General features: G+C 48.3%; 14 protein-coding genes. 6 read left to right on the top strand and 8 right to left on the bottom strand.

Annotated elements, in window-relative coordinates; translation table 11 throughout:
- Window positions 1–4 precede the first annotated feature (4 nt).
- A complete protein-coding gene (locus D5366_RS09625) occupies window positions 5–1,258 on the bottom strand; it encodes an allantoate amidohydrolase (protein ID WP_141493356.1) in 1,254 nt (417 codons plus the stop codon).
- A gap of 389 nt (window positions 1,259–1,647) precedes the next feature.
- Here D5366_RS09625 and hpxZ point away from each other — a divergent pair, with 389 nt between their 5' ends.
- The 3 genes from hpxZ to D5366_RS09610 are packed head-to-tail and all read left to right on the top strand — an operon-like array spanning window position 1,648 to window position 3,569.
- Window positions 1,648–2,031, top strand: coding sequence for an oxalurate catabolism protein HpxZ (gene hpxZ / locus D5366_RS09620; protein WP_141493354.1), 384 nt, complete (start codon window positions 1,648–1,650; stop codon window positions 2,029–2,031).
- Window positions 2,032–2,034: 3 nt separating this feature from the next.
- Window positions 2,035–2,220, top strand: a complete 186-nt coding sequence (locus D5366_RS09615) for a DUF4089 domain-containing protein (protein WP_141493352.1) — start codon at window positions 2,035–2,037, stop codon at window positions 2,218–2,220.
- An 8-nt stretch (window positions 2,221–2,228) separates the two neighbouring features.
- Window positions 2,229–3,569: an AtzE family amidohydrolase gene (locus D5366_RS09610; protein ID WP_141493934.1), complete on the top strand. Its 1,341-nt coding sequence runs from the start codon at window positions 2,229–2,231 to the stop codon at window positions 3,567–3,569.
- A 99-nt stretch (window positions 3,570–3,668) separates the two neighbouring features.
- Here D5366_RS09610 and D5366_RS09605 read toward each other — a convergent pair whose 3' ends face one another.
- The 4 genes from D5366_RS09605 to D5366_RS09590 form a co-directional block, all read right to left on the bottom strand.
- Window positions 3,669–3,938 (bottom strand): DUF2142 domain-containing protein, encoded by a 270-nt coding sequence (locus D5366_RS09605; RefSeq protein WP_141493350.1) that lies wholly within the window; start codon window positions 3,936–3,938, stop codon window positions 3,669–3,671.
- A complete protein-coding gene (locus D5366_RS09600) occupies window positions 3,923–4,198 on the bottom strand; it encodes a hypothetical protein (RefSeq protein ID WP_141493348.1) in 276 nt (91 codons plus the stop codon). The genes D5366_RS09605 and D5366_RS09600 overlap by 16 nt, the downstream gene beginning before the upstream one ends.
- Window positions 4,199–4,239: 41 nt before the next feature.
- Window positions 4,240–4,968, bottom strand: coding sequence for a DUF2142 domain-containing protein (locus D5366_RS09595; RefSeq protein WP_205839580.1), 729 nt, complete (start codon window positions 4,966–4,968; stop codon window positions 4,240–4,242).
- Window positions 4,969–5,493: 525 nt separating this feature from the next.
- Window positions 5,494–6,051 (bottom strand): histidine phosphatase family protein, encoded by a 558-nt coding sequence (locus D5366_RS09590; RefSeq protein ID WP_141493344.1) that lies wholly within the window; start codon window positions 6,049–6,051, stop codon window positions 5,494–5,496.
- 298 nt (window positions 6,052–6,349) lie between these two features.
- Between D5366_RS09590 and D5366_RS09585 the strand changes: the two genes are divergently transcribed.
- Both D5366_RS09585 and D5366_RS09580 read left to right on the top strand, forming a co-directional pair.
- Window positions 6,350–7,678: an ammonium transporter gene (locus D5366_RS09585; protein ID WP_276508005.1), complete on the top strand. Its 1,329-nt coding sequence runs from the start codon at window positions 6,350–6,352 to the stop codon at window positions 7,676–7,678.
- A gap of 196 nt (window positions 7,679–7,874) precedes the next feature.
- Window positions 7,875–9,122, top strand: coding sequence for an outer membrane beta-barrel protein (locus D5366_RS09580; protein ID WP_141493343.1), 1,248 nt, complete (start codon window positions 7,875–7,877; stop codon window positions 9,120–9,122).
- 47 nt (window positions 9,123–9,169) lie between these two features.
- Here the strand turns inward: D5366_RS09580 and D5366_RS09575 are convergent, their stop codons facing one another.
- Together D5366_RS09575 and D5366_RS09570 are read right to left on the bottom strand one after the other, a co-directional pair.
- Window positions 9,170–9,877 (bottom strand): DUF421 domain-containing protein, encoded by a 708-nt coding sequence (locus tag D5366_RS09575; RefSeq protein ID WP_338036370.1) that lies wholly within the window; start codon window positions 9,875–9,877, stop codon window positions 9,170–9,172.
- 111 nt (window positions 9,878–9,988) lie between these two features.
- Window positions 9,989–10,936: a fructose bisphosphate aldolase gene (locus tag D5366_RS09570; RefSeq protein WP_306345036.1), complete on the bottom strand. Its 948-nt coding sequence runs from the start codon at window positions 10,934–10,936 to the stop codon at window positions 9,989–9,991.
- A gap of 138 nt (window positions 10,937–11,074) precedes the next feature.
- Here D5366_RS09570 and D5366_RS09565 point away from each other — a divergent pair, with 138 nt between their 5' ends.
- Complete coding sequence (locus tag D5366_RS09565; protein ID WP_141493339.1) at window positions 11,075–11,704, top strand: CPBP family intramembrane glutamic endopeptidase; 630 nt, start codon at window positions 11,075–11,077, stop codon at window positions 11,702–11,704.
- Window positions 11,705–11,720: 16 nt separating this feature from the next.
- On the opposite strand, the gene D5366_RS09560 is transcribed toward D5366_RS09565, so the two are convergent.
- Window positions 11,721–12,890 (bottom strand): serine hydrolase domain-containing protein, encoded by a 1,170-nt coding sequence (locus D5366_RS09560; protein ID WP_141493337.1) that lies wholly within the window; start codon window positions 12,888–12,890, stop codon window positions 11,721–11,723.
- Between the last annotated feature and the right edge of the window lie 6 nt (window positions 12,891–12,896).

Below are 12,896 nucleotides of genomic sequence, written 5' to 3'. Positions count from 1 at the left end.
TGCTTTAATTCTTCTGACTAAGGTTTAAGTGTTCAAGAAAACTGCATAGCGCCCGGTACGCTGCGTCAACATCTTCATTCATCACCGTCTCGTCCGGATGATGGCTTATGCCGCCCCGAGGACTGCGTATAAATAACATGACGGACGGCCAGCGGCGGGCCATTACCATAGTATCGTGGCCAGCCCCGCTCACGAGAGGTTTGTTCAATCCCCCCTCGTCACGAACCGCTTCTTGCATCAATTCGACCAAGGGAGGGCTGCATTGGGCACCCTCTAAATCCTGCTGCCACTCGCAAGTTAATTCGAGCCCACGACGCGCTGTCAAAGCAACAAACTCTGCTTCGACCTCCTCAACCGCCGCATCACGTAGAGACTTTTTGCCAGCACGAATATCAAGTGAAAACTCGACGCGCTCCGCAACTACATTGCTGCCACCGGGCGACACGACAAGTCGGCCTACCGTTCCCACCAACCCTCCTTCAGCACCGCCGGGAAAAGCATTCACAATACGTTCCAAGCCTATAATTGCCTCGGCGGCACCTGCAAGAGCATCTTTGCGCATAGCCATTGGAAGCGTACCAGCGTGACCAGCACATCCCTTAACCGTTACAGTCCCTCGCCTCTGCGCAGCGATTGATTGCACTGCAGCCAAAGGTTTGTTGCAAGCCTCTAAGACGGGCCCTTGCTCAATATGGGCTTCGACAAATGCCAAAATATCGCCCTGAGGCCGCTCAGCCGCAGAAAGCTCCTCGCCGTCTAGACCACATCCCGCAAGCGTATTTTGTACTGTTCCTGTTGGCCCAATTAAGGCCAAATCTTCAGAATTGACCTCACCACTAACAGCGCGCGATGTAATCATGGAGACGGGGAAAGCAGATCCTTCCTCGTCACCAAAAGCGATAATTTCGATGGCAAAAGGGTAACGTTTTTTGTCTAAATCAAGCCGTTCAACAACTGAAATGGCGAGAACAACGCCCAACATTCCATCAAAACAACCACCATTTGCAACTGTATCAATATGCGAGCCGAAGACCACAGCTGGCTGGTTGGGCTCAGTTCCTTCGTAGCGGCCGATTAAGTTACCCGCCGCATCAGTCCGCACCTGCATACCTGCAGCAAACATCCACTCTGTCAGCGTTGCCTGCACAGCAAAAAAAGAACGTGACAACCACGGACGAAACAGTTGATCTTCACGCTCGGAGTAACGACCAGAGCCTAGCGTACGACACCGCTCTACTACCTGCTCACCAATCGTCATTATTTAATGCACCGCGCAGAGACGTGCCGGACCATCCCGTCTTCAAATACTGTGATCACCTGTCTATCCACACTGCTTAATCCAAAATGAACCGGCAAAAAGCACACACCCCTAACCCCTTTGTGGTCACGAAGGCTACTCGCCCATATTCCACGCAAACGTTGTTCTTAGATATATCTAATTTTAGCCTTATCGGCCCTAAAAATGAGAACACTCCACATCATTACCATCAGGACCTTCAAACGCTGAACACATATCCTACGAATGATAAGTCTATAAACAGGATGACTTGCATGCATAAATGAGCGCACCCAAGTGCATTCTTTCAAATAGCCGACAGAGAAAGCAGCCCATACAGTATAAAGAAAAACGAATACGAGGCTGCACTTATGCCACTAAACGATGAAACTCTCACGCAAGAGCTTACTGAGCTTTCAGACCTGTACGAAAAAGCTCTCAACAATAATCATTTAGATATTTTAGACGCCCTATTCTTGGAAAGTGAGCACACGCTACGCTATGGCGTCGGTGAAAACCTATACGGCATCTCAGAGATAAGAAATTTTCGTAAAGCCCGTACTGGCGGTTCACCGCCACGCCGCATCATTAAGCGCGCCATCTGTATTCTCACGCCTGAAACAGCAACCGTTAATCTGGAATTTCAGCGCGCAGGAGAAAGTCGTCTTGGTCGCCAAAGCCAAACATGGCTCAAAACGAAAAAAGGCTGGAAGATTGCATCAGCTCACGTCTCCCTTATGGCGGATAAATCCTGAACCATGAAAATCGAACAAAAAAATCTACCGTTATTTTTTTCAAACATCGGCCTTAAAGTACCTGATACTTATCACTCAGGAATAATGGAAAATGTCCATGTCCTCAGCAATTATGCTTCATTGATCGATAGTTTCAACTTGTCCGATCATGAAGAGCCTGCTTCTGTTTACGAGCCTTCTCAGCCATGAATAACTTGATGAACACCTCGTCTTTTTTAGGGCATGAAATACCTGAGCGCCTTAAAAAAAAGGAATTTTCTGCACTAAGCTTCGTTGAGCATGTTTTATCAGATATTCAACAACGCAATAGGCAGTACAATATTGCAACGCGCACTCTTAACCAGCGCGCCATTGAAATCGCCCGAAAAATAGACAGCCTGATTGCACAAGGAAAAGACCCCGGACCTCTCGCGGGCATTCCTTTTGGTATCAAAGACCTTTTCGACGTTGCTGGCCAGATCACAACAGCAGGCTCTAAAATACTCGCTCAAGATACTGTAGCAAAAACTGATGCTACTTTAGTTGAGCGCCTAATCAATGCAGGCGCTATTCCTGTAGCCATGACCAATATGGATGAGTTTGCTTACGGCTTTGCTACGGATAACGCACATCATGGCCAAACCCTCAATCCGCACGATGCTCAATGTTTAGCCGGCGGATCTTCTGGCGGGTCCGCCGCAGGGGTGGCCGCGCGTTTTTTCCCGCTTAGTTTGGGGTCTGATACAAATGGCTCAATACGCGTACCCGCATCGCTTTGTGGGGTTTGGGGCTTACGTGCCACACAAGGACGCCTACCAACGACTGGAAGTTACCCCTTTGTTCACAGCTTGGACACTGTTGGGCCTTTCGCTGACAGCGCGAGCAGTTTGAAATTATGCTTCGAAGCCCTTTCCGCTTCGCCGCTTCAAAAAATTGACACGTCCACCCTAAGATTTGCACGGCTTGGCGGTTGGTTCACAGAAAACATGGCTCCAGAAATGGAGACCGCCATCGCCCAACTGGCCAAGACCTTAAAAGCTGAGCACAGCATCACTGTCCCTGAGACTGAACGCGCACGCGCAGCAGCCTTCCTGATTAGCGCGTCAGAAGGGGCAAGCTTACATTTTGAACACCTTAAATATCACGCGGTAGATTTTGATCCAGCAGTAAGAGATCGCCTCTTCGCTGGTGCCCTCATCCCCACGACAACGATCGCAAAAGCGCACCGCTTCCGAAGCTGGTTTAGGCGCGCTATGCATAGTGCTTTTGAAACTGTGGACATACTGATTGCCCCTGCCGTCGTAGGCCCAGCACCCCGGTTTGATCAACCCTTTATCAATATTAACGGTGAAATGGTGTCCGCCCGGGCAAATTTGGGTATCTACACCCAGCCATTAACCTTAGCTGGCTTTCCTGTGCTCACCGTTCCAATACCTACACAAGGATTACCTCTAGGCGCCCAGTTGATCGCCAAACCCGGCCGTGAAGACCAGCTTTTGGCTATTGGTGAGGACTTGGAGCGTTCTGGTAACGCAAAAGCCAATTTACTTTCTGCCTAAATTATTTACCTAAAGGCCGATTTTAACCTTTATCCCGCAAAAAACTAAACTTTCTCTGCCCTTGACTACTCCGGATAAGGGCAGAGCCTCGCACATACTTCAGTGCCAATTCGCTGAGTAAATCCCCAAAGCAGCAACAGACACACGCAACGTCAAAAGACCACACATCACGAGTAAAACTACCCCAACTTGCGACCGATCACGCCACGCTGGCAGCAGTGATATTGCTCCCAAATAGGTCAGACCCGCTGCAAGCAGGAAATACCTACCTTGCACACCGGTTATAATGGACGACCCAACAGGAGTGAAACCCACGTAAAAAGCTAGAAGAATCAAGGCTACATTTGCGATAGCTATAGCGGCCAACATACCCCTACAAGCGGCCGCGACGGTCCTTTACGTTCACACAACCCGATCAGCGCAATACAAAGCAATGTTAGCAACGCACTATTAGCGCCGACTTTGAAAAACTGTGGCTCCGGCCCTCCGCCAAAGCGGCCGTAAACATCCAACCACCACCACTGACTTCCCTCATGAAAAGCCTCGGCGATCAAACCGACTACATGCAAAGGCTGCGTTAAAACCAAATGCGCAGCGACATGCGGATTACCACCTGTATTCCAGTACACAGAAGGAACGAAGGGATAAGAACCGTTCCATAAAACAGTGGTTAGGCAACTCGCCCCAACAACCGTTCCGCAAAATACCCCCACTGGCGCCAGGATGAAAAAAGTGAGCGTGGCAACAAAAAAACTGCCAAACTAAAAACACAACAGGTGAGCTTCAGCAGTCCTAAAGTCGCGCCAAGAAAAACTAGAGTTACTCGCTCGCGCCGTCCTAGCTGGGCCATACTCGCAAAACGAAGGCAGCACGCGACGAAAAGTAAGGTTAGAGTATTAGTAAGAGGGTCAGCGCTATAAGCTGCGGCCAAGTGTAAACACGTTGGCGTTGAAAACAACGCCAATACCCCCAACCTGCCCCAGGGCAAAACACGCAAAACGACAGCAAGGCTTGCAAGAAAGCCTAGGAGATTACCAAGCCTACCCATAAAAAACTGCGTATCGACAGGGGCGTGCACAAGTCGCCCTAGCAAAAGTCCAAACCCGGCAGGTAAGTACATTATAGGCGAGTATGACGCCGTCGACGAAAACTCCACCGAAGTTGAACCGCTTGGCCCCTGCCCCAGATCGTGCGCCAAAGACGCAGCCACAGTTCTATCAGACGAAAGCCGCTGATCTCTACGCCCTTCAAAATATTGAGCATATCGAATCAAACGGGCATTTAAATCACCACCAAGTAAAAATCGCCCCCTATGCTGAGGAAGGAGATCTCCTTGAGAAACCTGAAGAGCTCTATCGAAATGAAACTGCTCATCAATTCCACTTACAGGTGTAATCATAAAAACGAAAAAAATACCGATTACGGATATGAGAACAAAATAGTATTTTATGAATGCATTATATAAATCGTTATTAAGAAAATATTTTTTCATAAAATTCATCACATATCCTCTTTCGAGGGCTTTATGTTACATTTTATAATATAATTCAACAATATCCTTCTCTTTACGTTGCAACGTAAAGAGAAAACTCTCTCATAATAAAATTGGACGCCCCATCGTCAGCGAGGGCAGACTGCTGCATTTACACCACTCAGTATTACCGTGCGCCAAACACTCAACACATCTGATTTTAAGGAATATTTATCGCGCATTGCGGAACGTACAGTTCCACCAAACTTGCTTCAGAGATCAAACTCTCATGAATCAAAGCATCGCTATGATGCGCATTTTGTTCTTAGCCCCGGCTATTCCAAGAATAGCTTTGAATTCAGCTGAATTCATGGCCGCAAGAACGGCCTTCTAGTAAAAAGACGGGCACTCGCTCGCAGTGCGCCGACCTAAGTTAGCCACTAGCAAACTTCTCTATAGTCCCTCGGTATTGCCGTGCATAATGCGCACACTGCCTTTAGGCATTAATGGAACGGATAAATCTGGGCTGTTCCCACAGATCAGGGCCGTAAGCACTTTTAATGGCCCACCATGAGTGATTGCACATACACCGGTAGCAGCTTTGCGTATGTCTAACCAATAGGACTGCACCCTCTCGATAAGTGCCTTCCCACTTTCCCCTTCTGGCGGAACAAAGGCTTCCGGATTTTTAGCCCACTCCCTCAGCAATGAGCGAGAAACACTACTCCATTCTTCTCCCTCCCAAAGGCCGAAATTCATCTCTTGAAGGCGCGCATCTTCCTCCAAGGGCAAACCAGTCTTCTGCGCAACATACTCACCTAATAATCGACATCTGAGCAGAGGTGAAACATGAATGATTTTTGCTCCGGAGCCCCTGATAAGAACGGATAAACCATCGGCGAAGCATTCCCATCCATTGGCCAAAGGAACATCGCTACGACCGTAGCAACGACCATCCATTCCTGTCACTTCTGCGTGACGACACAACACCACCGGAAAACGGATATTCACCCTTCAAACCTCAGCCCAACCGTGCATAAGGGCAACACTCTGGGCGCGAAGTGAACTTGTGGTCAATTCCTAAGAAGCATCCATGAGAGACAATTCGTAGCCTAATGGCAGAATATTACTGAAAATCCATCTTCTGAATGATTTTCGGGAAACTTATAGCGTAGACACACAAATCTTTTATTCAATATGCTACAGAAATGAAAAACCTTTACCTCCAACTTGGAGAGAGGTTTTCTTGGTCTCTAAATTTCAAACCAACGTCACAAAAACGACTTTCCGGGGAGATTATAGTGTGAACCTGAAAAAAGTTGCGCTCTGTTTAGGGGCATTTGCTCCGGGTGTTGCCCTCGCTGCTCCGCCTGCAATTGACACGGGCGACACAGCTTGGATGCTGACCAGCACAGCGCTCGTCCTGTTGATGACCATTCCCGGTCTTGCTCTTTTTTACGCCGGGATGGTCCGCAAGAAAAATATCCTTGCAACGGTCATGCAGTCTTTTGCCATTTGCTGCGTTGTAACCGTCGTTTGGATGGTTGCAGGCTATAGCCTGACCTTTGGTACAGGCACGCCATACATTGGTGATTTTTCACGCTTCATGCTGAAAGGCATTGGCGCAAACATCAACAAGGGCGCTGATATCGGCTTCACCCTTGGCGCCGGAAGCGCGAACGCAACGGTCATGACAATCCCTGAGAGCGTCTACATGATGTTCCAGATGACCTTTGCCATCATTACCCCTGCCCTGATTGCAGGCAGCTTTGCTGAACGGATGAAGTTCTCGTCTTTGTTCGTTTTCACAGTTCTTTGGTCACTATTAGTCTATACACCCATCGCTCACTGGGTATGGAGTCCGTTGGGCTGGCTGTCAGGCCTAGGCGCGGTTGACTTTGCAGGCGGTACAGTCGTGCATATCAATGCGGGTGTCGCAGGGTTGGTAACTGCTCTTGTTCTCGGCAAACGCCACGGCTTTGGTAAAGACGACCTGACGCCACACAACCTAACCTACGCCGTAATCGGCGCATCACTCCTGTGGGTTGGTTGGTTCGGCTTCAACGCAGGCTCGGCCGTTGGCGCCAACGGGCGTGCTGGCATGGCGATGGCTACCACTCAAATCGCCACAGCTGGCGCCGGAGTAGCATGGCTTCTTGTTGAATGGATTAAAACTGGCAAACCAACGGTCCTCGGCATTGTATCAGGCGCAGTTGCCGGCTTGGTTGCAATCACTCCTGCTGCGGGGTTTGTCCTGCCAGGGAATGCGCTCATCATCGGCCTTGTTACCGGCGTTGTCTGCTATTTCTCAGCCACAGCCCTCAAACACGCTTTAGGATATGACGACAGCTTGGATGCTTTTGGCGTTCACGGCGTTGGAGGCATTGTCGGCGCACTTCTTACTGGCCTCTTGGCCTATGGCCCACTTTCAGCAACGGATGCTAACCCCTCTGGCGTCGTCGGTTCTTGGCATCAGTTCCTCATTCAAGCCGAAGCCGTAGCAGTGACCGTAATCTGGTGTAGTGTTGTTACATTCATTCTATTAAAAATTATTGATCTTGTTATGGGACTTCGCGTCAGCCAACAGGAAGAAATCGAAGGGCTCGATATTTCCCTTCACGGCGAGCGTATCGGCTAATTTCTTTATCCCGCCCAGTAAATGGGCGGGATAAAATAAATCGTGCTATTTTTAGCACACAAAATAGTATACTATACCTACAGAAAATTTACTTATACCATTATATATTATTTTATTAGACTGTTCTTGATAAGAACGGTTTGTGTCCTTGACCAAAACCATTCTCCCCTGCTAATTCAAGCATCGCGAGACATTTATGCCCCTAAGGAATCGCTTTGTAATCCTGACATGCTTCACTGGCCTCGCAGTGACAATGCCCAGCCAATCGGCGCACGCACAGATAGCGGTCTTCAAAGATAGCTCTAACTCTTGGCTGCAAGGTATTACCCTACAAGGTGAGGCGGAAGGCGGCATTATGGCAAACCCCGCACGACCAGATAATGGAATTAACTTTGGTAATTTTTTGTCTGACCACGCGAACCAACTACAACTAAACCAATTATCCCTAACGCTTTCCAAAAATATAGATTCATCAAAACCTGAAACTCAATTTGGATTTACCATTCAAGCCCTTTACGGATCTGATGGTCGTTATTACGAGTTATTGGGAATATCCAACAAGATTACATCAAAACGCTACCAAATATTACCCATACAAGCCCATGTTGATGCACACTTAAATATGCTCACCTCTGGCGGGCTAGACATGCAGGCAGGTATTTTAGAAGCCCCCATGGGCGTTGAGGTTCTGGAGCCTACCGCACGCCCCTTCTATACATTGGCCTATACTGCACAATATTCCGTACCGTTTGAGCATTTGGGGGCTATGTTCCATCTGCATATCACCCCCCATTTAGATTTTAACTTTGGGGTTGACCCAGGTAACCAAACAACATTTGGCAAAAATGATAATAATAACGCTGCAGCAGGGTATTTTGGTTTCAATCTAAATGGACTAGCTAACGGGAAATTAAATATTGTTGAACTGTCCCGCGTAGGCCCTGAAAATGCGGTAGCAATTCTTGGTAAGCGCGCCAATACTGCTCAAAGATACTGGAATGATATTGCAGCATACTATACTCTTAACAGCAAAATAACGCTGACCGGGGAATTTAACTTCCTCCATGATGTTGGGTTGCGCGCGGAGAACTACAGCTTCGTCACATATGCAAGCTACAAACTAACACCCCATTGGACACTGAATTACCGTGGCGAAATTTTCCGAGATAATTCTGGCCTCTCTGTCGTAAGCTTCCTTAAAAACCAAGCATATATGAACGCATTCCTATCCAGTGATGTCTCGGTAGAAGCTGCCCCACCCACGACTTACGGCGGCCTCACACTAGGCGCAACTTACAGCCCAGATATTGGGCACGGTGTACGTATTTTTGCCCTACGTCCAGAAATACGCTTTGACCGCTCCCTAAACGGCACGAGCCCCTTTAATAATGGGCGGAACATCGGAATGTTCACCTTCGGCGGTGACGCCACGATTGGTTTCTAGGTCTTTTTACGCTGCCTGAAATATTGAAGGCAGCGTAAATTTCACCTTTAAGATGATGCGCCAATACCCCAGGGATGCGCCGCCATCCGCTCCACCCTACTCAATGGTAGGGGGTTTTGAGCATTCACTGAACGCGTTGGCCTCAAGGGGCCGCGAATGATCTGCCCGTCCTGCCGTATGATGACCATGCGCTCATAACACCACTCCGCGAGGAAAATTTGCTCAAGGTCCCCCTCACCTGCAAGCGTGAGTTCATGGCGCACCCACTCCTCCTCAAACTCACCCGCCTCCAACTCCGCGTTTAGTAATTTCCCCCTAAACACCACGAAACGAGTAGGGTGCATTTTGTCCCCTTGAATGACGCTAATATTTCCTGTCGGCTCTATTTGCGCAAATTGGATGCGATCAAATCCGAAAATGCCCTGCATCCGTAAATTTGAGGCAAGGTCGTGAATATCAAGGCGACTACGGTGATCCTCAAACGCCTGCACTACAAAACGGCCATTTTCAATAATCGGGATCGGACGGCCAATACTGGCCTTACGCAGGAGCGCCCATCTCCGTGTCAAATAATTTAACGAGGCCATAACCACAATACAAACGAACAACAACATTACATATCGAAAAAAATCAACTTTATCGTTGTATAATATACCCCCAACAACGCCACCCATAATAAAATTACCAAACAAATCGATAGGAGTCATTTGCGATACTTGGGAGCGTCCTGTAATATTTAAATAGGCGATTACCATAATTACGCCTACCAATACTTTAATTACTACCCATACAAAAAACATCATGCCTGCTGCCCCGTTCACTCAGAAATCTCTCTTAAGTGAACGCACACAGACACGAAAAATTTCTTACGCGTAAATTTTCTTCACCGATGCAGCGTAAATCTGATCCGACACATCTTGCAAAGCAGCGTCAAACTCTTCGTCGCTCTGATCCACTCTCAAGCGGTCGAGCAGCGCGCGAGAGAAACTCGCAATCATGGTGTCATTGAGAGCAAGCTTTTGGCATGCCTCTTTCAAAGAATACCCCCCAGATAAGGCCACAACCCGGTCAACACATGCAATAGAACTCAGGTCTTTGTAAAAATTTACTGTATCCGGTAATGTTAGTTTCAATATAATATTTTCACTTCCGAAATATCTTGTAAGACTTTCTAAAAGTTTATCTCTTAAAATAATTTCCGCTTCACTTTTATCATCACTTGACACAGAGACTTCAGGCTCCAGTATCGGAACAAGACCTGATTTTAATACTTTTTCAGCTACGGATATTTGTTGATCGACGATTGATGAAATACCAATTGCATTGGCTGAATGAATAACAGATCGAGCTTTTGTGCCATACACACCTCTCTCAACAGCCCGCGCCAAGAGTGCAGGCAGTTTCGGCATAGGCCGCATTAACTGCACACCATCCACCAGAGGCGATAAGCCCTCATCAATTTTTACAAACGGAACGATTCCGCGCTCCTGCCATAAATATGTAGGCACAGATACGCCTGCTATCTCAGCGTCCATCGTCCGATCAAAAAGGATAGCTCCCAGCACTTGATTGCTAGAAAAAGCCGGAGAAGTCATGATCCTGCTGCGCATGGCGTGCATTAACGCAAACATCTCACTATCCGACGAATACGCAGTTGGTGAAATTCCATACGTAGCCAGAGCTGTAGGCGTAGAGCCCCCGCTTTGATCAAGAGCGGCTATGTAACCCGCTCCATCCCTTATGCGCAGTGCCATATCTTGTTTGTTCATATCGGTATGCACAGCTACCTCTCCTAACTCGCTCTTTTCTGGCAAGCAGGCAGTGCGCCACTACTCAGCATGCCTATGTCTTCACTGCACAGATTAATGATCTGTGCCCCTAACACGTCCCGTGAACCTCTGGGGTTAGCCCACGTTCCAACTACGACTGAATATATTTTAAGGAAACTCAGTATGTTCAAGGCCCCGCGCTATTCTCTTACAACTGAGTTTATTTGTATCTTTATCTTGGGCCCTATTCTTCTACTCGTGCTTCGCAACGCCCTCGTCCTGTTTGGCAGCCTCTGGGTCGCCGCATTCATCACTTGGCTGAAAACACGCCCTCCAAAAGCACTCACAAAACCCCCTCTAAGGCCGCACCTTAAGAGCCTTTTACAACGCTTTTGCGTCCTTGCCCCATGCATTTTATTAATGACATGGTTGGTCTTCCCGCATAATTTTTTGTCTTTACCTCGCACGAATCCCAAATTATGGGGCCTCGTTTTATTGCTTTACCCGGTCCTATCCGTATGGCCGCAAGAGATGCTGTATCGACGCTTTCTTTTCACACGCTATTCAGCCTTATTCTCTTCAAATCACGCTGTAGTTCTAGCTAGTGCACTTGCGTTTGGCTTCGCGCATATTCTTTTTCTAAATGCTATCGCTATCGGCCTATGCACAATAGGTGGGCTTCTCTTCGCGCGCGACTACGCAAAACATAACTCTCTACTACTGTCATGCATTGAGCACGCACTTTATGGATGCTTACTCTTTACTGCTGGTCTGGGGCGCTTTTTCTATACTGGCGCGGCGTGGCACCATTAAAGCGCCCCCTTTAACACTAAGAAGCGAGAGCTTGCGCAACAAGAGTTGCTACATCATGCCTCAACGATACGACGCTATGCCCACCATACGGATGCACACGGTTCGTTAATAACACTACATAAGCCTCGCTTACCGGATCAATCCACAACGATGTTCCCGTAAAGCCCGTATGCCCAAAAGATTGGGACGAGAACAGCTCACCCCGTGGCGTCGAAAACGAAGTATGCAAATCCCACCCGAAGCCACGCAGATCGGTCTTGCCCTGTGGCTGCTCAGGAACCACCATGGATGCCAAGGTTTCTTGTTTTAATGGGAAGCGACTCTCCCGCCCCTTCAAACGATTGAGCAATTCCTGAGCATAAAGGCAGACATCATCTGCCGTAGAAAAGAAACCGGCATGCCCGGCAACCCCGCCCATCCGACGAGAAGTTGGATCATGCACCACCCCTTGTAACAAATGTCCCTCATCATCGAACTGCGTCGGCGCAATCACAGCTCTCTCTGAAACGGGTGGTAAAAATTGCGAATGTTTCAGCCCCATTGGGGAAAGAATATTCTCGTGCGCATATACAGCCAGAGACTGACCACTCAATTTTTCAATAATCAAACCGAGCGTGATATAATTGATATCGCTGTATAGAAAGCGTTCCCCCGGTTTAGCCACAAGCGGGCTATTCATCACCAAACGTACGGCCTCTTCCTTACCGCTCCATGGCGCTTTAAGCGGAACATCTGGAGGTAATCCAGAATAATGGGTCAACAAGAGTCGTATCGTTATTGATTCTTTGCCCATGCTGCCAAATTCGGGCAAATAATGCGTTACGAGCTCGTCTATCCCTATAGTTCCTCGTTCGACATACTGCATTATCGCCAAGGCTGTTATAAGCGGCTTGGTTAATGACGCCATGTCAAACACCGTCTGCCAAAGCATAGGCTGGATCTCTGGGACAAGAGCACGACGGCCATAAACATAGCTATGCGCCACCTGCCCCTTAGACCCGACCGCCAACACCGCTCCAGGGCATTGCCCCTCGTCCACCGCTTTGCGTACTCGGGCATCCACTGCCGACCATTTTTCGGGACGATCCGCAGCACATCCGGCAATTGGTACTACCCCCAGACCGACACACATCCCGACCTGCGTAAGGAAAGAACGCCGCTGTATCATTGCGTTAAAATCGTTCATATTTAT

The organism is Neokomagataea tanensis, assembly GCF_006542335.1.
GTDB classification, from domain to species: Bacteria; Pseudomonadota; Alphaproteobacteria; order Acetobacterales; family Acetobacteraceae; genus Gluconobacter; species Gluconobacter tanensis.
Note: the sequence above shows the minus strand (reverse complement) of the source record. Positions and strands in the feature narration are given on the sequence as shown.

What these genes read in the sequence shown, in the direction of transcription:
- D5366_RS09625 (WP_141493356.1), bottom strand. Translation starts at nt 1,258, where the DNA reads ATGACGATTGGTGAGCAGGTAGTAGAGCGGTGTCGTACGCTAGGCTCT.
- hpxZ (WP_141493354.1), top strand. Translation starts at nt 1,648, where the DNA reads ATGCCACTAAACGATGAAACTCTCACGCAAGAGCTTACTGAGCTTTCA.
- D5366_RS09615 (WP_141493352.1), top strand. Translation starts at nt 2,035, where the DNA reads ATGAAAATCGAACAAAAAAATCTACCGTTATTTTTTTCAAACATCGGC.
- D5366_RS09610 (WP_141493934.1), top strand. Translation starts at nt 2,229, where the DNA reads ATGAACACCTCGTCTTTTTTAGGGCATGAAATACCTGAGCGCCTTAAA.
- D5366_RS09605 (WP_141493350.1), bottom strand. Translation starts at nt 3,938, where the DNA reads ATGTTGGCCGCTATAGCTATCGCAAATGTAGCCTTGATTCTTCTAGCT.
- D5366_RS09595 (WP_205839580.1), bottom strand. Translation starts at nt 4,968, where the DNA reads ATGATTACACCTGTAAGTGGAATTGATGAGCAGTTTCATTTCGATAGA.
- D5366_RS09580 (WP_141493343.1), top strand. Translation starts at nt 7,875, where the DNA reads ATGCCCCTAAGGAATCGCTTTGTAATCCTGACATGCTTCACTGGCCTC.
- D5366_RS09575 (WP_338036370.1), bottom strand. Translation starts at nt 9,877, where the DNA reads ATGGTAATCGCCTATTTAAATATTACAGGACGCTCCCAAGTATCGCAA.
- D5366_RS09565 (WP_141493339.1), top strand. Translation starts at nt 11,075, where the DNA reads ATGTTCAAGGCCCCGCGCTATTCTCTTACAACTGAGTTTATTTGTATC.
- D5366_RS09560 (WP_141493337.1), bottom strand. Translation starts at nt 12,890, where the DNA reads ATGAACGATTTTAACGCAATGATACAGCGGCGTTCTTTCCTTACGCAG.